This window comes from Maribacter polysaccharolyticus, assembly GCF_028882255.1.
In the GTDB taxonomy this organism is placed as follows: domain Bacteria; phylum Bacteroidota; class Bacteroidia; order Flavobacteriales; family Flavobacteriaceae; genus Maribacter_A; species Maribacter_A polysaccharolyticus.
On sequence record NZ_JARBUY010000003.1, the window covers coordinates 217,047 to 238,911 of the forward strand.

Genomic DNA, 21,865 nt, shown 5'->3' on the forward strand with positions numbered 1-21,865 from the left:
TTTAATTAGATAAAACCTTACCCCTATGACATCCAAATACAATAAGTGGCATATGCCCTATGAACCGGCCAAGGAATTCAATAAGAAAGTTGCCTACTTCAGCATGGAATTCGGTATTCACCAAGCATTGAAAATATATTCTGGTGGCCTTGGTTTTTTAGCGGGATCGCATATGCGTTCCGGATTCGAACTCAAACAGAATATGATCGGTATAGGCATGCTATGGAAATATGGGTACTACGATCAAGGAAGGAACGGGGACCAGACCATGAAAGCGAATTTTATTGAAAAGAACTATTCTTTCCTTGAAGACTCTGGCCTCGAGGTAGAAGTGAAGTTGCACGATAATCCGTCGGTAAAGGTTAGGGCCATGGTCTTGAAACCCGAGATTTTCGGAACGGTCCCCATGTATTTGTTGACCACCGATGTGGAAGGGAACGATTATCTGTCAAGAACGGTCACGAATTATCTATATGATGCCAATTATCTCACCCGTATTTCCCAAAGTATCGTCTTGGGTATAGCCGGGGCCAAGATCGTGGAAGCCCTAGGCGGGGCAGATGTCTATCATTTGAATGAAGGACATGCCTTGCCCGCATTCTATTATCTGCGCGATAAGGGGGTAAAAAAAGACCAAATGGTATTTACGACACATACACCTGAAAAAGCCGGTAATGAGGAGCGTGATGGGCGCCATTTGAACCGTTGTGGATTTTTTGGAAGATACTTGCCCGAGCAGGAGCTTCAAAAGGAAATGGTGAACAATGGCATGATCAATTACACGGTATCGGCCCTTAGAATGGCCAAGAAATCGAATGCCGTATCAAAATTACATGCCAAGGTGTCCCGAGACATGTGGAAAGGTTTTAAAGGAATAAGTAAGATCATCCCGATCACCAATGCGCAAAACCAGAAATTCTGGCAAGATGAGGTCATCGAGGAAGCCCATCAGAAAAAGGATGCCAAGTTGTATGGCCAACGAAAGGTAGCCCTAAAGAAAACCTTGTTTGACGAGGTTTTGAACCAGACCAACAAACTCTTCGACCCCAATGTGTTGACCATGGTTTGGGCCAGGCGTTTTGCCGGGTACAAGAGGGCAGATCTTTTACTGGGGGATTTAGAGCGTTTCGAGCGGTTGATCAGCAATGAAAAATATCCTGTTCAGATCATTTGGGCAGGTAAACCTTATCCCCACGATTTCTACGGGATAGATATCTTCAACCACCTGGTACATTATACCAAGCAAAAGTCGAACCTGGCCGTTTTGGTAGGATATGAAATCGAATTGTCCCGGAAGTTGAAATGCGGATCGGATATTTGGCTGAATACCCCAAGGATCACCAGGGAGGCTTCGGGAACCAGTGGCATGACGGCAGCCATGAACGGTTCTGTGAATGTGTCGACCAATGACGGCTGGATCCCCGAGTTCGCCAAGGATGGGAAAAATGCCTTTATCCTGGAAGCTATAGACCATAATATGCCGACTTGGGATCAAGACAAGATAGATTGTAAGAATTTGTTCGAAATTTTAGAGAACAAGGTGTTGCCCATGTATTATGACAAACCTGATAAATGGCAAGAAATAGTGTTCAAAGGTATCGATGATGTGTTGCCCGAGTTCGGAAGCAATCGAATGGCCGAACAATACTACAAGGAGCTTTACGGCTAAACACGACCTATCTTCGGTGTGATTTGAAATCGGTTATCTTAATTTTCCATTCCATTTGATGGCATTTTCCCTGTGTAAAAAGCTGCAAATAAATAGGGACGGTTTTCCTGCGCGGGGTCATTATAGATAACCCTTATAGGTGTATTCGTTATAATAATGTTAGGTTTTATTGTAGAACCCTACATATAACCTATATTTGTAAACTATTTAGAATCAGAACAAATAATGATACAGGTTTCGGAAACAGCTAAACAAAAGGTGATAGGCCTTATGACAGAGGAAGGCTTCGATGCCGCCAAGGACTATGTTCGGGTGGGTGTTAAAAGCGGAGGATGTAGCGGGCTTTCCTATGAATTGAAATTTGATACTTCGATAGCGGATACCGATAAGGTGTTTGAGGATAACGGAGTAAGGATAATTGTGGATAAGAAAAGCTTTTTATATCTCGCAGGAACGGTATTGGAATATTCCGGTGGATTGAACGGGAAGGGTTTTGTTTTTAACAACCCCAATGCACAGCGTACCTGTGGTTGTGGAGAGAGTTTTTCATTATAAAATAGAGTATGGCATATACGGAAGAGGAATTAAAAAAGGAACTCGAAACCAAGGAATACGAATATGGTTTCTATACGGATATTGAATCGGATACCTTTCCTGTCGGATTGAATGAGGAAATCGTTATCGCGATTTCCAAAAAAAAGGAAGAGCCCGAATGGATGACCCAATGGCGCTTGGAAGCCTTTAAGGCTTGGAAGCAAATGGAGGAACCCGAATGGGCCAATGTTAAATATAAAAAACCTGATTTTCAAGCGATAAGTTACTACTCGGCTCCCAATAGTAAGCCAAAGTACAATAGTTTGGATGAGGTAGATCCGGAATTGTTGGATACTTTTAAGCGGTTGGGAATCTCCTTGGACGAGCAAAAGAAATTGGCAGGGGTCGCCGTGGATATCGTAATGGACTCGGTTTCGGTGGCGACGACCTTTAAAAAGACCTTGGCTGAAAAAGGGATAATATTCTGTTCCATCTCCGAGGCAATCAAAGAGCATCCAGAGCTTGTAAAAAAATATATAGGCACCGTGGTGCCCCAAAAAGATAATTTTTATGCGGCCTTGAACTCAGCGGTTTTCTCCGATGGCTCGTTCTGCTATATTCCAAAAGGCGTTCGTTGCCCCATGGAGCTATCAACTTATTTTAGGATCAACCAGGCCGGTACAGGTCAGTTCGAAAGAACGTTGGTCATTGCCGATGAAGGGAGTTATGTGAGCTATTTGGAAGGTTGTACGGCCCCTTCAAGGGATGAGAACCAGTTGCATGCCGCTGTGGTCGAGTTGATTGCCTTGGATGATGCCGAGATTAAATACTCAACGGTACAAAATTGGTTTCCTGGGGATAAAGAAGGTAAAGGGGGGGTTTTCAACTTTGTTACCAAAAGGGGGATCTGCCATAAGAATTCAAAAATATCATGGACACAGGTAGAGACCGGGTCTGCGGTTACTTGGAAATATCCTTCCTGTATTTTGAAAGGGGATAATTCAATCGGGGAGTTTTATTCGATTGCCGTGACCAACAACTACCAGCAGGCCGATACCGGAACCAAAATGATCCATTTGGGTAAGAATACCAGAAGTACCATCATATCGAAAGGTATCTCAGCAGGGAAATCCCAGAATAGTTATCGCGGTCTGGTACAGGTCAACAGTAGGGCGGAAAATGCCAGGAACTTCTCACAATGCGATTCCCTGTTAATGGGAAATGAATGTGGGGCGCATACCTTCCCTTATATCGAGGTCAAGAACAAAACGGCTCAAATAGAGCATGAGGCGACTACCAGTAAGATTGGGGAAGACCAGATTTTTTACTGTAATCAACGGGGTATCGATACCGAAAAGGCAATTGCCTTGATCGTAAACGGGTTCAGCAAAGAGGTGTTGAACAAACTACCGATGGAATTCGCCGTAGAAGCACAAAAATTATTGGAAATAAGCCTAGAAGGCTCAGTTGGATAAAATTTATAAAAAGTAGAAGATGTTAAAAATTAGCAACCTGCATGCAGGTATAGAGGATAACGAAATACTTAAAGGGATCGATCTTGAAGTCAAAGCTGGGGAAGTACATGCGATCATGGGCCCTAATGGATCGGGAAAAAGCACCTTGGCTTCCGTTATTGCCGGAAAGGAAGAATATGAGATAACAGCGGGAAGTGTGGTTCTTGAAGGGGAGGATTTGGAAGATGCCTCACCTGAAGAAAGGGCGCATAAAGGTATTTTTCTTTCTTTTCAGTATCCTGTCGAAATTCCAGGGGTGTCGGTCACCAATTTTATGAAAACCGCCATCAATGAAGGGCGCAAGGCCAAAGGTCTGGAAGATATGCCGGCCAAGGATATGTTGAAAATGATCCGCGAGAAAGCCGAATTGTTGGAAATCGACCGTAAATTCCTTTCCCGTTCCCTGAATGAAGGGTTTTCCGGAGGGGAAAAGAAAAGAAACGAGATTTTTCAAATGGCCATGTTGGAACCCAAATTGGCTATTTTGGACGAAACCGATTCCGGATTGGACATTGATGCCCTACGTATCGTGGCCAACGGGGTGAACAAGCTGAAAAGTAAGGACAATGCCGTAATCGTGATCACCCACTATCAGCGTCTGCTCGATTATATCGTCCCTGATTTTGTGCATGTATTGCATCAAGGGAAAATCGTAAAATCCGGGACCAAGGAATTGGCCCATGAGTTAGAGGAAAAAGGTTACGATTGGATCAAACAAGAAACAGCGGTATAGTTTCCAGCTGCGTTCCTGCCATGGCAGGAAACCGATAATAAAATTAGATTTAATGAAGGTTCCTGTTAACACGGGAATAAGAATCATCAGAAAATGGATTTAAAAGATAAATTGATTTCTTCATTCATGGCGTTCGAGAACAAGGTAGATGTGGAGCACCCGGTTCACGATATCAGGTCTGAGGCCTTTAAGAATTTTGAGGAGAAAGGGTTTCCTACCAAAAAGGAGGAAGCATGGAAATATACGTCCTTGAAGAATCTTCAAAAGATCGATTTCAGTATTTTTCCGAAAGAGGTCGATGCCTTGGAAAACAAACAGGTAAAGAAGTACTTTTTACAGGAAATAGATACGTACAAAATTGTTTTTGTCGATGGTATTTATTCTTCGTTTCTTTCCGAAACGACCCATGACGGTGTCGATATTTGTTTAATGAGCGCGGCCTTGACCAAACCCATGTATAAACCGATCATAGAGGTGTATTTCAATAAAGTGGCTTCCAAAGACGAGTCTTTGACGAGCCTGAACACTGCTTTTAGCAGGGAAGGGGCCTTTATATACATCCCAAAGAACAAAATGCCCAAAAAACCGGTAGAAATCGTACACTTTTCCACCGGAAATGAGGCCTCCTTGATGTTACAACCTAGAAACCTTATCGTTGCCGAGGAGAATGCTGAGCTTCAGGTTATCGAAAGACATCAAAGTTTGACCTCAAATGAGGTATTGACCAACGTGGTTACCGAGATCTTTGCCGCCGAGAACGCCATTATCGATTATTACAAGATCCAAAACGACCTCAAGACGGCTTCCATGATCGATAATACCTATATCAACCAGAAAAGCAACAGTGTCGTAAAGGTGCATACCTTTTCCTTTGGTGGAAAACTCACCCGAAACAACCTGAACTTTTATCAAAATGGGGAGCATATCGATTCTACGATGAAGGGGGTAACCATTTTGGGCGATAAACAACATGTGGACCACCATACCTTGGTACACCATATCGAGCCTAATTGTGAAAGCCATCAGGATTATAAAGGTATTTACGGGGAAAATTCAACAGGGGTCTTCAACGGGAAGATCATTGTCGACAAAATTGCCCAAAAGACCAATGCCTTTCAACAGAACAACAATATCTTGATCAGTGATAAGGCAACGATAAACACCAAACCACAGTTAGAGATCTTTGCGGATGATGTGAAGTGTTCCCATGGTTGTACCATAGGTCAATTGGATGAAGATGCCCTGTTCTATCTGCAATCCAGGGGAATTCCTAAAAAAGAGGCCCGGGCGTTGTTAATGTATGCTTTTGCAAATAATGTTTTGGAAAGTGTTCGTATTTCCGAGTTGAAAACAAGTATAAACCGACTTATAGCCGAAAAGCTGGGAGTGCGTTTGGGCTTTGATCTGTAACATGGAAAAAACCACTTTTGATCCCAAAACGATTCGAAAGGATTTTCCTATCCTAAAGCGCGAAGTCAATGGGAAACCTTTGGTCTATTTTGACAATGCGGCCACATCCCAAACCCCGCAACAGGTAATTGATGCCATTGTGGATTATTACAGTAATTATAATGCCAACATCCACAGGGGTGTGCATGCACTGTCCCAAGAAGCGACCGATAGATACGAGCAGGCGCGAATAAAGATCCAAAAGCATTTCAATGCAGCGGCATCCCATGAGATTATTTTTACGTCAGGGACCACCCATGGAATCAACCTTGTGGCCAACGGATTTTCGTCTATCGTAAAGGCAGGCGATGAGCTTCTCGTTTCGGCCATGGAACACCATTCCAATATCGTTCCTTGGCAAATGTTGTGTGAGCGTACGGGAGCGGTCTTAAAGGTCATTCCCATGAACCAAGATGGCGAATTGCTTCTTGGGGAATACCGTAAGTTATTGTCCGATAGGACCAAATTGGTATTCTGCAACCATGTATCGAATGCCTTGGGAACGGTAAATCCCATTAAGACCATAATAGATGAAGCCCATAAAGTAGGTGCCGCGGTGCTGATTGATGGTGCCCAGGCGGCTCCGCACATTAAAGCGGACGTTCAGGCATTGGAGGTGGATTTTTATACCGTTTCCGCCCATAAAATGTGTGGACCTACCGGTGTGGGGATGCTTTATGGTAAGGAAGAATGGCTCAACATATTGCCGCCTTATCAAGGAGGTGGCGAAATGATCGCCGAAGTAACTTTCGAGAAGACCACCTATGCCGAATTACCCCATAAATTTGAGGCGGGTACCCCTAATATTTGTGGTGGAATTGCTTTTGGGGCGGCCTTGGATTATATGAATGCCATAGGTTTTGATGGGATTGCCGCTTACGAGCATGAACTTCTAATCTATGCGACCGAACGGTTATTGACCATTGAGGGGTTGCGTATTTACGGTACCTCGGAGAATAAAACCTCCGTAATTTCCTTTAATATCGAGGGGATTCATCCGTATGATATCGGCTCAATTCTCGACAAATTGGGAATAGCGGTTCGAACGGGCCATCATTGTGCGCAACCGATCATGGACTTCTATAAGATCCCTGGAACGGTGCGGGCCAGTTTCAGTTTTTATAATACCAAAGCGGAGATCGATGCCTTGGTTGAAGGTGTAAAGAGGGCCAAAGCCATGCTTATTTAGGCTTTTCAACACCTGATCCAATTTATTGAAAACCTATGATACTTATTGTATTTTTGTATAAAATCGGGTAATGGGAATAAAAGAAATACAGGAGGAAATCGTTGACGAATTCGAAATGTTCGAAGATTGGATGCAACGTTATGAATATATGATAGAGTTGGGGAAATCCCTTCCGTTGATCGATGCGCAGTATAAAACCGATGATAATATCATCAAAGGTTGTCAAAGTAAGGTGTGGGTGCATGCCGAATTGGTTGGCGATAAATTGGTTTTTACCGCAGATAGTGATGCCATCATTACAAAGGGCATCATAGCGATATTGATACGAACGTTCAGCAACCAGAAACCCCAGGACATTATTGATTCCGATACCGATTTTATCGATGAAATCGGTCTCAAGGAACATTTGTCACCGACCCGTGCAAACGGATTGGTGAGTATGGTAAAGCAATTGAAGATGTATGCGATTGCATATCAGACCCAATTGAATTAAAGCGATAAAAATGAGCGAAACAGCAATAAATACCCAGGAATTGGGCGAAAAAATAGTACAGGTATTAAAAACCATATATGACCCCGAAATCCCTGTCGATATTTACGAATTGGGCTTGATCTATGACGTTTTTGTCAATGAAGCCAAAGACGTAAAGATCTTGATGACCCTAACCTCACCCAACTGTCCGGTGGCGGAAACCTTACCCGTAGAGGTAGAGGAAAAGGTAAAATCGTTGAATGCCGTGAACGATGCCATCGTCGAAATAACCTTTGATCCCCCATGGACCCAGGATTTGATGAGTGAAGAGGCAAAATTGGAATTGGGATTGCTATAGCTCCTGCCGATTATCATCCTTTTTTATCGAATCCATTTTTAATGACAAGACCCTATCGTACATGGAAAAAGAAATCATAAACCGTGTGGCCCAAAGTCAATTGAAAACGATTGACCTGGAAGACTATTACCCTTCAGGGGAACGTGTACTGCTTGATATCAAGGATTGGCTTTTTGAAGGGTTCGTACTTAAGGAAAAGGACTTTAGGGCCAGTATCTCCGAACACGATTGGGAGCGATACCAGGATAAATTCATAGCGGTGTATTGCTCTACCGATGCCATTATCCCGGGGTGGGCCTATATGCTTATTGCCACCAAACTGTATCCCTATGCCAAAAGAGTGGTATATGGCACTTTGGAAACCTTGGAAACGGCAATCTATCAATCCATCATAGAAAATTTGGATGTTTCATCCTATTCTGGGCTACCGGTCATTGTCAAAGGGTGCAGTCATAAACCCGTTCCTCAAAATGCCTATCTGTTGATAACCATGAAGTTATTGCCGGTAGCAAAAAGCGTTATGTACGGCGAAGCCTGCTCTTCCGTGCCCTTGTACAAAAAGGGATAATTGTTGATAACGGTAATTGTTAATTGTTGACAATTCTTATTTTTACACTTCATAACTATAATTTAAACACTAACATTATGAGAAATTTAGTAGTAACATTAGCTGCGTTTTTGGCCTTATCGGCTACTAACGCACAGACCGCTGAGGAACTGAAGGCCTTGCAGGGCCCCAAAAAGGATTCCATTGCGGCAATTCAAGGTAGGGTAGATGCCTTACAAGCACAAATAGACGCCCTTCCCGGGTGGAAAAAAGGGGCGTTCGGTACCATTGGGGCCAATCTTTCCGAATTCAGTAATTGGTATGCTAAAGATGCCGCCAATTCCAATGCGGGGAATATCGGGATTACGGTCAATGGCTACGCCAACCTAAATCAAAAGAAATTTTTCTGGAGAAACTCCGGGAACATCAATTTAGGATGGGTAAAGTTCGACGATAAGGATGATGATACCGATGACGACAGCTTTAGACAGGCCACCGATGTCTTTACGATTTCTTCCCTCTACGGACGAAAAATCAGTGAAAAGTTCGCCATTTCGGCCTTAGGGGAATACAGGACCACGATTCTGAGCAACTTCAACGATCCAGGTTACTTGGATTTAGGTCTCGGGGCCACATGGACACCCATTACCGATTTGGTCGTGGTCATCCATCCTTTGAACTACAACTTCGTTTTCAGTAGTGAGGATGCTATCTTTGAATCTTCAATGGGGGCGAAAATCGTTGCGGATTATACCCGTAAAATAGGCAAGGTGAACTTTAAGACCAATTTTTCGATGTTCCAAAGCTATAAATCTTCGGATTTATCCAACTTCACGTGGATCAACTCTTTTGGGTATACCATTTGGAAAGGGATAGGATTAGGGTTTGAATTTGGGTTGAGGGACAATAAGCAGGAAGCCCTTAACTATGCCATTAACGATGCGCCCACTCCCGATGCGGATGCCACTTTCGACAGTATTGACAACAAATTACAGACGTATTGGTTATTTGGCCTTAACTACGCCTTCTAAACCTAGTTAATAGCATGGAAAAAGCCCTGTCGGTCATGACAGGGCTTTTTTATTTATTGAACCGTTCAGTTTAAAATTGTATCCTAGTTCTCAATTTTGAACCGATCAATTCCAAATACTTATTTGTAGGTCGATGTTAGGTTTCTTTGGGCGACTATAATAATCATAATAACAGGTCTAATATAGGGGCAAAGCGATTACAATATAAAAAATTGTTGTGAATTACGGAAAATGTGTTGCGAAAAGAACTGAAAATGAGGTAATAACCTTCGTTCCATAAGGTATGAAGGATCATAATACTGCTTAAAATGGGCCAAAAAAAAACCCTTTTTGGGAAAGGGTCTTTTTCAAGTAGGTTTAATTTCGTTCCTGATACAATCCAGGTAGCGTTTATAGGTTTTGTGCTGGTTTGGGGTTTAGCACTTTTGTCGATCAAGTTCATGAACTGATTTGGGGTCAATACGATCGCTTAATTACAAGGTAAAGATAAGGTGGGACGATGGAAAGGACACAAAATTTGTTGTGAACCCTGCCGTAAATGTGGTGTAAAAATTAACGGTGCGATTTCCTCGATGAACGGTATGGTTTTGTGTTGATTAAAAAGTGATGAACGCGATTGGAACATAAAAAACGCCCTTTTCTCAAAGGGCGTTTTTTAGTTCAGTAGGTTTAATAAAATTTGGTCCGAAAAGCGTTCGGATAGCATGTTTTGGTTAAGTAAAGGTTTTGGGGAAACCTTTAGTTTTTTTTGGTTAAGTTCATGAACTGATTTGGGGTCAATACGATCACTTAATTACAAGGTAAAGATAAGGTGACACGACCGAAAGGACACAAAATATGTTGTGAACCCGGCTGTAAATGTGGTGAAAAAATTAACGGTACGATTTCCTCGATGAAAGGCACGTTTTCCTTCGGGATTGAACGCTTAATACTGGTCCAAATGTTCCGGATACAAAAAATTGTTATACGGAAAACGGGTGATATGTATATCCCTGACCACATTATAGACCCTTTTACGGAATTCCTCAAGGTTTTCTTTGTTCAAGGCAGATATGAACAGGGCGTTTTCTCCCATACGTTGCATCCAAGTACGTTTCCAATCCTCGATGGTAAAATGCTTTGTGGTCCTCTCGGTGACCAGGTCATCCTCATCAATGGTTTGATGGTGGTATTGGTCTATTTTATTGAAAACCATGATGGTCTTTTTATCCGCACTATCAATTTCATCCAATATTTTGTTCACCGATGCGATATGTTCTTCGAAATTGGGATGGGAAATATCAACGACATGCAATAATAGATCGGCTTCCCGAACTTCATCCAAAGTACTTTTGAAACTTTCCACCAATTGGGTCGGGAGTTTTCGAATGAATCCAACAGTATCACTAAGTAAAAATGGAAGGTTTCCGATGACCACTTTGCGAACGGTAGTGTCCAACGTGGCAAAAAGCTTGTTTTCGGCAAAAACATCACTCTTGCTTATAACGTTCATCAATGTAGACTTCCCGACATTGGTGTACCCCACAAGGGCTACGCGTACGAGGGCCCCTCGATTCCCCCTTTGGGTTTCCATCTGCCGGTCTATCTTCAATAATTTTTTCTTCAATAGGGAAATACGGTCACGAACGATACGCCTATCCGTTTCAATTTCGGTTTCACCGGGACCACGCATACCGATACCTCCCTTTTGTCGTTCCAAGTGAGTCCATAATCCGGTAAGTCGAGGTAGTAAATACTCGTATTGGGCCAATTCCACTTGGGTACGGGAATAACTGGTTTGGGCCCGTTGGGCGAAAATATCCAAAATCAAACTGGTACGATCCAAAATCTTACATCGCAATTGTTTTTCGATATTACGTTGTTGACCAGGGGAAAGTTCGTCATCGAAAATGACCGATCCAATTTCATGCGCTTCCACGAACTGCTCTACTTCCTGCATCTTTCCGCTTCCGATCAAGGTTTTGGGATTGGGGACATCCACCCGTTGCACAAAACGTTTTACGACCTCGCCCCCTGCGGTATAGGTAAGGAACTCCAATTCATCGAGATATTCATTTACCTTCTCTTGGTCCTGTTCCTTATTGATAACCCCTATAAGGACAACTTTTTCGTATTCTATGGCTTTCTTTTCTAACATCGTCTTATTTATATGCAAATTTACACAATACTGACCAAGCTATTTTTGTAAATTTAGTACCCACTAAATTTAATGCATGATATTTTCACTTTTCAAGAAAAAAAAGAAAACAAGTCTTCATACAATAGCTTTCTACAATCTTGAGAATCTTTTTGACGCACAGGATAACCCTGATACCCTGGATAACGATTTTACACCGAAAGGTTTTAAGCGATGGACTCCCAAACGATATAGGAAGAAGGTAAGTAATTTAGCCCATACAATCGTAAGGATTGGTATGGAATCCACCGAAAGGCCCCCAACTTTGGTGGGCATCGCGGAAGTGGAAAATGCCAAGGTAATCGAGGATTTGATCGAGACAGGACCTTTAAAGAAAATCAATTATGGTTATGTACATTACGACTCTCCCGATGAGCGGGGTATCGACACGGGTTTATTGTACAACAAGGATTATTTCGAGGTCCTTTTTTCCGAACCCATCCCTTTATTGGTGTATAACGGGGAGGGGGTTCGGGATACTACGCGGGATATTCTGTATGTACATGGAAAACTTAATGGGGAACCGGCACATGTGTTTGTGAACCACTGGCCGTCGCGTAGGGACGGGGATGTCAAAACCGAATACAAAAGGTTGGAAGCGGCTAAGACCTTAAGGCGTAAAATGGACGAGATCCAAGCCACATATAAAGATCCGAATTATATCATTATGGGGGATTTCAACGATAATCCCGATTCAAAAAGTATCCAAACCCTGCTAAATGATTCGGGTTTGTACAACCCTATGGAGAAACTGGGTTCGCCCTATAGGGGCAGTGCGAATTACAGAAGGAGCTGGAGTATGTTCGACCAGATCATCGTTTCCCATAATTTCTTCAATTTTGAGAAGGGGACACACAGTTTTGCACATGCCAATATCTTTGATGAGCATACGCTGATGGAACGTAAGGGAAAATATAAAGGGAACCCTTATAGGACCTATGTGGGCCGTAAATATATTGGGGGATATAGTGATCATTTCCCGGTATATGTCCAATTAAAATACGTGCATTAGACTTTTTTGATTTCAGAATCTACCAAAAGTGGGTCATTTCGTAATCTGAGCAATACCTGGGCCGTCGTGACAACATCCAGTTCACAATAGGTCACGATCCGATCTATATTCTTTTCCTTGTAGTATACGTCGCGTACCATACTGCCATCGATATCTTCCTTGGGCGAGGGTATTCCTAGGATATGAGCCATAAGTTTTAGGGACGTATAGTGTTTGTAATCGCCGAACTTCCACAGTTCCAAAGTGTCCAAGTGGGGAACTTCCCAAGGTTTTTTACCAAAAAGGTCCAATTTATAGGGTAGGGCAATCCCATGAATGATCATGCGTCTCGCGATATAGGGGAAATCAAATTCCTTTCCGTTATGGGCACAAAGTAGGTGCTTGGGCGAATTGAAATGGGTGTTCAATAGGCTTTTGAATTCCTTGAGGAGTTTGGGTTCCTCGCCAAAAAAACTGGTCACCCGAAATTCCCTGATATCTCCCTTGTTATGGAAATACCCTACTGAAATACAAACGATTTTTCCAAATTCGGCCCAAATACCGGCCCTATCGTAAAATTCCTCGGCGGTAATTTCATCTTTACGCTGGTATTGCGTTTTATGTGCCCACAATTCCTTCGTCACATCGTCCAAATCCTGATAATCGGCCATTTCGGGCACGGTTTCGATGTCCAATACCAAGATGTTATCCAAATGGAGTTTGTACAGCATAACCTAAATATACGAACAATATGGAAAATCGGTTGTAAATGCTTTGGAGGGTAACCTTGAAAGAAAGCGAAGTGTGGATTTGGTGAAATCATGCACAACCGACCATCCGGTTCGTTACCCAGGGAGTTTTTAAGTGTACCAAGGCGAATTCACCCCATTTATGGTAGATGTTACACGATGAAATGCAGTAAATGGATGTGTTTGGGGAAGAATACTGGTAAGAACAGACCGAGTGGTCGGTAATCTTTAGAATAGGGATTGTTGTTTTGCCGGACTCTCATGGTTCAACAACCATTTTTTACGATGAAGTCCGCCCGCATAACCCGTTAAGGAACCATCACTTCCGATAACCCTATGGCAAGGAACAATGATCCATAAGGGGTTTTTGCCATTGGCGGCGGCAACGGCCCTAACGGCCTTTACATCCCCTAATTTTTGGGACAGTTCCAAATAGCTTATTGTTTTTCCGTAGGGGACCTTAAGAAGTTCGGACCAAACCCTTTTTTGGAAATCGGTTCCTTCAGGATTCAAGGTTAAACTGAAAACCTGTCGTTGATCATTAAAGTATTCTTGAAGTTGGTAAACGGCATCTTCCAACACCTCGGGGATGGGGGTGGTGGTTTTGATTTCTTCATCCCATAGGGTAACCGAGGCCAAACCCATTTCGTCGCCTTCCAATTTGGCGATTCCCAAGGGCGTATGAATAAAGGCAGATTCCATTATTCTATGGGTGCATTCTCATCGATCAATCCTAGGCGTTTTGCCCTGATCTTCCAATTCTCGCGGGCCAATATCTGCAGGTCATCCACATTGTCGCTTTCATCCACGATTTCGAGCCCTAAAAGGGTCTCGATAACATCTTCCATCGAAACCAATCCGCTTACGGATCCGTATTCATCCACGACCAAGGCGATATGTTGCTTTTGTGAGATAAAGGTCTCGAAGAGATCGGGAATGGGTTTGTCGCGGTTCACGATCAAAATATCCCGTTTTATGGCAGATAAAGGAACGTCCCCGTTATTATTGATCATTTCCTCCAAAACCGTATCCTTAAGAACAAAGCCATTGATATTGTCCACCTTGTCTTTATAAATGGGAATACGTGAGAACCGAAGTTTGGGGTTTTCATCAAAAAAATCTTTTATGGACTTGTTCTCGGGGGCTATTTTCATAACGGTTCTGGGCGTCATTACATCCTTGGCCAAAATTTCATCGAATTTCAATAGGTTTTTGATGATAATGGATTCCGATTCCTGAAAAACACCTTCTTCATGGGCGATATCGGCCATGGCCGTAAAATCCTCCCTGTTGAGTACACTGCCATGATGCCCTTTGCCACCAACGAGTTTGGTGAATAATTGCAAGATCCATAACAACCCCGTCCATTTTAAGATCAAAACCATTATTTGGAGGGATTTCGCCGTGAAATTCGCTAGTTTCTTCCAGTAGGTGGCCCCAATGGTCTTGGGGATGATCTCTGAAGCGACCAATATTAGAATCGTCATTACGGTAGATACGATTCCGACCATTACGTCCTCTGTGAACTTTATGCCCAAAAAACTTCGTTGGGCGTTGCCATATAGCTCAGTATAAGCGACCTTGGCCTGAACCCCTACAAGGATCGCACCGACCGTATGTGCAATCGTATTCAAGGTGAGTATGGCGATCAAGGGTTTATCTACATCCTTTTTCAAGGTTTCCAAAGTTTCCGCGTACGATTTGCCTTCTTTTAACTTAAGACTTATGAAGGTTGGGGTAATACTCAACAATACCGCTTCAAGGATGGAGCATAAAAAAGAGAAGAAGATGGAGACAAAAGCGTAAAAAAACAGTAATCCCATGGGTTTGGTTTATCTGACTAAAATAGTAATAATTGTATGTTAATCGGACAAAATCGATTGATAAAACACCTGTTGTACCGCTCCCCGGATATTTAGGGCATATAGATTCCTATTGTCCCTAGTGGGATATACACGGTTACTAAGAAAAATAAATACCAATTGGTTTTCAGGATCGGCCCATATAAAAGTCCCCGTAAAACCACTATGTCCAAAGCTTTTTGTACTCACTTCAGGTGCGGGATAGGCCGCTGCCAAGTCCAAGGTGTCATTTCCCAATGAGGGTTTGTCAAAGCCTAAACCGCGACGGTTATCATTATCGGGATATTGTACTCGGGTAAATTCCCACATTGTTTTTTCTGAGATGTACCTATGGCCATCCAAAGTACCATAATTCTGGTACATCTGCATTATTTTGGCCAAATCGGAGGCCGTACCGAACAGGCCGGCATTGCCCGAAACACCGCCCAAAAGGGATGCGTTTTCATCATGTACCCAACCTTGGGTGAAGGTGTGCCTGAATAGGGTATCCTGTTCTGTAGGCACTATTTTATTCGGGAAGTTCTTTGTTTTGGGTTTAAAGCCCAAGGTGGTGGCTCCCATAGGCCGATAAAAATTTTCGGTTATATAGTCTTCATAGGTTGTGCCGGTGAGTTGTTCAATAAGCTCAGGGAATAGTAAAAAAGTAAGTCCGGAATATTTGTATTTCTTTTCATCACTAACCTTAGACCGGTTGATTATGCGATACATTTTGCGATTAAAGCGATTTTTTACGTACAAATCATCATAGGCCTGTTTATTGAACTTCGCATTTGATTCCCTTTGTACAAAGCGTTTTCTTAAATTACCGTTCTTCTTGAGTACGTTGTTCAGAAAAACGATGTAGGGCGTGAGTCCGGCTTGGTGCGCCAATATTTCACGTAATGTAAGCTCCTTTTTATCCTTTCTGTGCTTCCATGCGGGCCAATAAGTGCTAAAGGGAACATCCAAATCAAGTTTGCCTTCATCAACCAATTTCATTAGAGCAGGCAATGGTCCTGTTATTTTGGTGACCGAGGCCAGATCATAGATATCGTCTTTAGAAACGGGTTGGATGCTATCGTAGGTATGGAAACCATAGGCTTCATGAAATACGATATGACCGTTTTTGGCCACCAAAACCTGGGCACCTGGAAAAGCGTTGTGTTTTATTCCGTGGGAAATTATGGAATCGACCTTGGTATGGATGAACGTCGAATCCATCCCCATCATGGAAAGTGGGGCAATAGGAAGTCCTTCTTGGATATCCATGTTCAATGAAATATCCGAACCTTCCTGGGAATGGGTGCTGACATATAATAAACCAATAAGTATAAAAACAATGTTTTTCACTAAAAAAAAGGTGTCGGTTATATTTTTACTGATTGATTATTTTAATGACGTCTTTCGCAAAGTAACTGGCAATGATGTTGGCCCCTGCCCTTTTGATCGCGATGAGTTGTTCCATCATTACGGCATCATGGTCCAACCATCCTTTTTCCGCTGCAGCCTTTACCATGGCGTATTCACCTGAAACTTGATATACGGCTAGGGGGACTTCCACTTCATTGCGGATTTCACGCACAATATCCAAGTAAGCGAGCCCTGGTTTCACCATTACGATATCGGCTCCCTCGTCAATATCGAGTTGGGTTTCGCGAATGGCTTCAAAACGATTGGCGTAGTCCATTTGATAGGTTTTCTTATCCTTGGGAACATTTTTTAAATCCACGGGGGCCGAATCGAGGGCATCCCTAAACGGACCATAAAAAGCACTGGCATATTTGGCACTGTAACTCATGATTCCGGTATTGAAAAAGCCTTCATCCTCCAATGCCTCCCTCAGGGAAAGAATACGGCCGTCCATCATATCACTGGGGGCTAGGAAATCAGCGCCGGCCTGGGCATGGGATAGGCCCATCTCGGTCAAGATCTCCACACTTTCGTCGTTCAAAATCTGTCCGTCCGAAACCACTCCGTCATGACCATAGGAGGAATAGGGGTCAAGCGCCACATCGGTCATGACCAACATTTCAGGACAGGCATTTTTGATGGTTTTTATCGCACGTTGCATCAACCCTTCAGGATTTATGGCCTCTGTACCCTTATTATCCTTTAAATTATCGGGGACCTTGACGAAAAGCAGTACGGAACAGAGTCCCATATTCCAAAGTTCTTTCACTTCCTTTTCAAGATGGTCCAGGCTATACCGAAAGTAATCGGGCATGGAAGGGATTTCCTCTTTTACGTTCTTGCCTTCGACCACGAATAAAGGGACTAAGAAGTCATCCGGTGTAATAATCGTTTCACGGACCAATCTTCGGATGGATTCCGATGCGCGCAGTCGTCTATTTCTAATGATTGGGTACATAATCAGCTTTTTGAAATAAGATTAATCGAATAGTGTATTGCGAATGGGGCCATATACTACCATATGGTCCAAATATTATACAAAGTAAAGAAAATGTGTTTTAGAAAATGCCCTCACTCCAATAAAATAAATGCTTCCACGTTGAATTATTACCTTTATTAAAATTAATATCCCCGGTTATTTGGTAACAAGTTTCAGCAATTTAAAATTCAGGTTTCCCTGGCGGAGTTATCAAGGACGTTTCTTAGAGAATCTTCCTGTTCATATGGCCGACAACCATCTACATGTGATTGCACCACCTGGGTCAGGTAAAACCCTATTGGGGTTGGAGATTTTAAGGCAGATCGGTTATAAAACCTTGGTGTTGGCACCGACACTGACCATTAGAAACCAGTGGGAAGATAGATTGCAGCAATACTTTACCGAAAACATGGGCTTCGAAAAAATATCATTTGCCATTGACAATCCCTCGGACATTACAATAAGTACCTATCAAGGGTTACATGCTTTTCACAAACGACAGGCCTCTGAATCGGAATTTCTAGCTTTTTTTAAAAATAACGGAATCAAGACCATTGTGCTTGATGAAGCGCATCACCTGAAAAATGAATGGTGGAAATGTTTGTTCGCCCTAAAACAAGATCAAGAGCTTACAGTTGTGGCATTAACGGCCACACCTCCTTTTGATAGTAGCAAGGCCGAGGTAAAAAGATATTTCGACCTCTGTGGAGAAGTGGATGATGAAATAGCTATTCCCAATTTAGTGAAGGAAGGCGATTTATGCCCCCATCAAGATTTTGTGCACTTTTCACTTCCCGATCAACTGACCATTGATCATATCGTAGCCTTTAGGCTCAAGGTTGCCGAATTGATTCGAAATTTGAAAAGCGATATCTGGTTTATTGATCTGCTTAGGAACCATCGGTTTTATGCAGAGACGGAAACTTCTTTGGAAGAAATATATCAACACCCTTCATTTTTTTCGGCTTTATTGCTATTCTTAAATGCTTGTGATATTAAAATCCCAAGGGAAAAATTGGAAGTATTGGGTTTTGATAAGAAGGACAGGATTGAATTTCCGTCTTTTAACCATGCTTGGGCAACGGTACTTTTAAACTATATGTTATTCGAGGACCGGGATCAATTAATCACGAGTGAAGCAGAGATTAAAATATTTGAAAAGCGACTGAGAAAAATAGGTGTTCTAAAAACCTATCGTGTTGATCTTATCGGTAATGATTCTTTTTATCGAACGCTTTCGAACAGCCCTGGCAAGTTAAATAGTATTGTACAGGTTTTAACCGCTGCCGAAATAGAATTGGAGAAGCAATTACGGGCAGTGGTACTAACCGATTATATCCGGAAAGAGTATCTCGACACTTCGGATGACAAGGTATCCGGAATTGGTAAATTAGGTGTTCTGCCCATATTCCATCGCTTAAGGACCACTCTTCAAGATTCTTCCTCACTTGCGGTTCTTACAGGTAGTTTGGTTATTGTAAACGTTGCAGTATATGATTTGGTTTGTGATAAATTCGGTGCCGCTAAATTCACGTATGAAGACATTCCTTCGGCTACAGATTTTGTAGTGTTAAAAACTAAGAATAGAATATCCCCTTCATTGGTTGAGATCATTACCGATTGTTTTCAAAATGGTACCATACGAACATTAATAGGTACGAAATCCCTTTTAGGGGAGGGTTGGGATGCGCCTGCAATCAACACCTTGGTTCTAGCGTCTGCAGTAGGGTCATTTGTAACCTCAAACCAGATGCGGGGAAGGGCAATAAGAAGTTTTGCGCCAAACCCGGATAAAACGGCCGTTATCTGGCATTTGGTTTGTTTGGATCCCACGGATGAAGGGGGAGGAAAAGACCTTGAAACTTTAAACAGAAGATTTTCCGCCTTTATGGGAATTACCAATGCAGAGCCATTGCGAATTGAAAATGGTATGGATCGGCTACGTTTAACTATTCCAACGAATAGTGCTGAAGTCGAAAAAATAAATCAGGAAAGTGCTGACGGCGCTAAGAATAGGGTCAGTATTAGGGAGAACTGGAAAAAGGCAATCGGCGGAGGGACCGGGCTGGTAAAAGAACTAAAATCCTTTTACCAGGGACGTATTCCGTATCAATTACAAAAAAGATTGCATTATCGTGATATGGTCTTGTTCGGATGTATAGAGCTCTCAATGGTTTTAACTTACTTTGTGCCGGAATTCATCTTAAAGAATCTGAATATCTTACTACAAGGAGGATGGGTAAAATTTATGTATTTGTTTATTTCCGCCTTGGTATTCGGATTCGGTGTTAAGTCCTATAAAGTGTTTAAATTGTACGTTAACCATGGTCGTTTACATAAAGATGTTCGAAAAATGGGATGGACAGTCCTTTACACCATGAATGATCTTGGGTTTTTAGATAGTAACATGACCAATATGGATGTAATTGTTTCTATTGATGGTAAGGGAACCGTTTCTTGTGTGCCCATGGGGTTGTCAAATTATGAAAGCACCGTTTTCATCAATGCATTGGAACAGATTATCGCCCCTGTAGAAAACCCTCGTTATTTACTATTAAGAAAAGAGTGGTTCAGGAAATTGATTGGGGTACAACGCTTTTTGGTGGTCCCTGATCGTTTCGGGGAGAAGAAGGAACACGCCCTGATATTCTTAAAACACTGGAAATATAATGTCGGGAATGCTAAATTACTTTACACTAGACATTTAGAAGGTAGAAAAGCCCTTCTTAAGGCGCGGATGTTCCATGTCTCTAATACGGAAGAAGAGAGGACGAAAAAAAGGGTGGTATGGAATTAAACTTCGATTTCCCCTATTAAATAGGAAACGGCTTTCCCCGATATTTTTATTCGGGTACCGTGGTTTTCACATATAAGTTCACCCCCTCTTTTGGATAATTGTTTGGCCGTTAATCTGTCCTTACCTAAAATTTTGGACCAATAAGGGGTAAGGCTCGTATGGGCCGATCCCGTGACGGGATCTTCATTGATTCCTGCTTGGGGGGCGAAAAAGCGGGATACAAAATCTACCTCTTCGCCTTTTGCCGTAACGATTATGCCGCGGGCATCTATTTGATTCAAGAGGAAGAAATTTGGATCCATATCCTTAATTTCATCTTGGTTGTTATAAACCAATAGATAATCGGTTTTTCCTTTAAAGATATGTTCAGGGGTTGCCCCTAGGGCGTCGTATAATTGCGGCATGGGGTCGACGGCTGTCAGATCATCAGCGGGAAAATCCAAGGTTAAGTACCCGTTTTCCGATTTTTCAACTCTTAAGGAACCACTGCGCGATGAAAAGAACTCGATATGTTTTTCGTTAGGGAGGTAATGGTTGAAAAGGACAAAGGCCGTAGCCAAAGTCGCGTGTCCACAAAGGTCGACCTCTATTTCAGGGGTAAACCACCTAATAGCATACCGGTCGTTATTTTTTACGGCAAAAACAGTTTCCGCCAAATTGTTTTCGGCGGCTATTTGTTGCATTAAGTTATCATCTATCCAAGAGTCCAAAATGCAGACTGCGGCCGGATTGCCTGTAAACATCCTTTCTGCAAAGGCATCGATTTGAAATATTCTTAGTTTCATACCTTGTTTTAACCCAATCAAAATTACTATTTTAATAGTTGTCCGGTACCATTTTACATGCTATGATTTTCCTAAGGTTTTCCCCCAAACCGGTTTTTTCCCATAATTTAATGTCGTTCTTGATTTTGAGCGGATTTTGGTCCGAATCGATATATTTTTTAAAGGAAGTGACCAAAGGATCCCTTAAGGACCTTATTTTTAAAATGGAGGTGCCACCTGGGAGGCTAAGGGCATTTTCATAGTCATAGCAGAAAACAAGCACCTGATCATCCTTCTTTAAATCCAATCCATCAAAACAATCGGAAACAAAGAATTGTTGATTGGCATAGGTGTTGGGCCCCAAGTCTTTGATTTTATACACTTCTTCAATTTTGATGATTCCTTTTTGTGAGAGGTACAAGGGCCCGGCCGCATCGGTAGGAGGAAGGATATCGGTTATGGTTCCGCTGAATGCCAAGGAAAGTTCTTCCCCACAAGGGCTCAAAAACGGACCGGATTCGGCCCACCAATAGGTATAACCGATCTCCAAGGTATCTTGGGTGAATTCGATATCGATATCACTTTTACCTTGTTTGGAACGCTTGCAGGAACTACAGGTGAAAATTGCGACAAGTACGAGTAAAAATATCGATTTCCCCATG

Annotated in this window: 20 protein-coding genes; 12 read left to right on the forward strand and 8 right to left on the reverse strand. The window is 42.4% G+C overall.

What is annotated here, in order from left to right:
- The first annotated feature begins 25 nt into the window (after positions 1-25).
- The 10 genes from glgP (at position 26) to PHU20_RS10605 (ending at position 9,496) form a co-directional block, all read left to right on the forward strand.
- Positions 26-1,669: an alpha-glucan family phosphorylase gene (glgP, locus tag PHU20_RS10560; protein ID WP_274825338.1), complete on the forward strand. Its 1,644-nt coding sequence runs from the start codon at positions 26-28 to the stop codon at positions 1,667-1,669.
- 225 nt (positions 1,670-1,894) lie between these two features.
- Positions 1,895-2,224 (forward strand): HesB/IscA family protein, encoded by a 330-nt coding sequence (locus PHU20_RS10565; RefSeq protein ID WP_274825339.1) that lies wholly within the window; start codon positions 1,895-1,897, stop codon positions 2,222-2,224.
- Positions 2,225-2,232: 8 nt separating this feature from the next.
- Positions 2,233-3,678: a Fe-S cluster assembly protein SufB gene (gene sufB / locus PHU20_RS10570; protein WP_274825340.1), complete on the forward strand. Its 1,446-nt coding sequence runs from the start codon at positions 2,233-2,235 to the stop codon at positions 3,676-3,678.
- A gap of 19 nt (positions 3,679-3,697) precedes the next feature.
- Positions 3,698-4,450, forward strand: coding sequence for a Fe-S cluster assembly ATPase SufC (gene sufC, locus PHU20_RS10575; protein WP_274825341.1), 753 nt, complete (start codon positions 3,698-3,700; stop codon positions 4,448-4,450).
- Positions 4,451-4,543: 93 nt separating this feature from the next.
- Positions 4,544-5,860 carry a Fe-S cluster assembly protein SufD gene (sufD, locus tag PHU20_RS10580; protein ID WP_274825342.1) on the forward strand — a complete coding sequence of 439 codons (1,317 nt, stop codon included), beginning with the start codon at positions 4,544-4,546 and terminating at the stop codon, positions 5,858-5,860.
- Position 5,861: 1 nt separating this feature from the next.
- Positions 5,862-7,088: an aminotransferase class V-fold PLP-dependent enzyme gene (locus tag PHU20_RS10585; protein ID WP_274825343.1), complete on the forward strand. Its 1,227-nt coding sequence runs from the start codon at positions 5,862-5,864 to the stop codon at positions 7,086-7,088.
- Between the two features lie 70 nt (positions 7,089-7,158).
- Entirely contained in the window at positions 7,159-7,581 is a 423-nt protein-coding gene (locus tag PHU20_RS10590) for a SufE family protein (RefSeq protein WP_274825344.1), read from the forward strand.
- Between the two features lie 10 nt (positions 7,582-7,591).
- Entirely contained in the window at positions 7,592-7,918 is a 327-nt protein-coding gene (locus PHU20_RS10595; RefSeq protein ID WP_274825345.1) for a DUF59 domain-containing protein, read from the forward strand.
- A gap of 61 nt (positions 7,919-7,979) precedes the next feature.
- A complete protein-coding gene (locus tag PHU20_RS10600; protein WP_274825346.1) occupies positions 7,980-8,486 on the forward strand; it encodes a DUF2480 family protein in 507 nt (168 codons plus the stop codon).
- Between the two features lie 77 nt (positions 8,487-8,563).
- Positions 8,564-9,496 carry a DUF3078 domain-containing protein gene (locus PHU20_RS10605; RefSeq protein WP_274825347.1) on the forward strand — a complete coding sequence of 311 codons (933 nt, stop codon included), beginning with the start codon at positions 8,564-8,566 and terminating at the stop codon, positions 9,494-9,496.
- Positions 9,497-10,421: 925 nt separating this feature from the next.
- On the opposite strand, the gene hflX is transcribed toward PHU20_RS10605, so the two are convergent.
- Positions 10,422-11,633, reverse strand: a complete 1,212-nt coding sequence (hflX, locus tag PHU20_RS10610; protein WP_274825348.1) for a GTPase HflX — start codon at positions 11,631-11,633, stop codon at positions 10,422-10,424.
- 76 nt (positions 11,634-11,709) lie between these two features.
- Here hflX and PHU20_RS10615 point away from each other — a divergent pair, with 76 nt between their 5' ends.
- A complete protein-coding gene (locus PHU20_RS10615) occupies positions 11,710-12,684 on the forward strand; it encodes an endonuclease/exonuclease/phosphatase family protein (protein WP_274825349.1) in 975 nt (324 codons plus the stop codon).
- Here the strand turns inward: PHU20_RS10615 and PHU20_RS10620 are convergent.
- The 5 genes from PHU20_RS10620 to hemB form a co-directional block, all read right to left on the reverse strand.
- A complete protein-coding gene (locus PHU20_RS10620) occupies positions 12,681-13,394 on the reverse strand; it encodes a 3'-5' exonuclease (RefSeq protein WP_274825350.1) in 714 nt (237 codons plus the stop codon). The two genes, PHU20_RS10615 and PHU20_RS10620, sit on opposite strands and share 4 nt — an antisense overlap.
- A 246-nt stretch (positions 13,395-13,640) precedes the next feature.
- Positions 13,641-14,114, reverse strand: a complete 474-nt coding sequence (locus PHU20_RS10625; protein ID WP_274825351.1) for a methylated-DNA--[protein]-cysteine S-methyltransferase — start codon at positions 14,112-14,114, stop codon at positions 13,641-13,643.
- Positions 14,114-15,235, reverse strand: a complete 1,122-nt coding sequence (locus PHU20_RS10630; RefSeq protein WP_274825352.1) for a CNNM domain-containing protein — start codon at positions 15,233-15,235, stop codon at positions 14,114-14,116. The genes PHU20_RS10625 and PHU20_RS10630 overlap by 1 nt, the downstream gene beginning before the upstream one ends.
- Before the next feature lie 39 nt (positions 15,236-15,274).
- Positions 15,275-16,603, reverse strand: coding sequence for a serine hydrolase domain-containing protein (locus PHU20_RS10635; protein ID WP_274825353.1), 1,329 nt, complete (start codon positions 16,601-16,603; stop codon positions 15,275-15,277).
- 25 nt (positions 16,604-16,628) lie between these two features.
- Complete coding sequence (gene hemB, locus PHU20_RS10640; RefSeq protein ID WP_274825354.1) at positions 16,629-17,621, reverse strand: porphobilinogen synthase; 993 nt, start codon at positions 17,619-17,621, stop codon at positions 16,629-16,631.
- 181 nt (positions 17,622-17,802) lie between these two features.
- On the opposite strand from hemB, the gene PHU20_RS10645 reads away from it, so the two are divergent.
- Entirely contained in the window at positions 17,803-20,439 is a 2,637-nt protein-coding gene (locus PHU20_RS10645) for a DEAD/DEAH box helicase family protein (protein ID WP_274825355.1), read from the forward strand.
- On the opposite strand, the gene PHU20_RS10650 is transcribed toward PHU20_RS10645, so the two are convergent.
- Both PHU20_RS10650 and PHU20_RS10655 read right to left on the reverse strand, forming a co-directional pair.
- The gene (locus PHU20_RS10650; protein ID WP_274825356.1) at positions 20,436-21,224 is read right to left on the reverse strand and encodes a PhzF family phenazine biosynthesis protein; all 789 of its coding nucleotides are present in this window, start codon (positions 21,222-21,224) and stop codon (positions 20,436-20,438) included. The genes PHU20_RS10645 and PHU20_RS10650 overlap by 4 nt on opposite strands.
- A gap of 31 nt (positions 21,225-21,255) precedes the next feature.
- Positions 21,256-21,864 carry a hypothetical protein gene (locus tag PHU20_RS10655; protein ID WP_274825357.1) on the reverse strand — a complete coding sequence of 203 codons (609 nt, stop codon included), beginning with the start codon at positions 21,862-21,864 and terminating at the stop codon, positions 21,256-21,258.
- Position 21,865 lies beyond the last annotated feature (1 nt).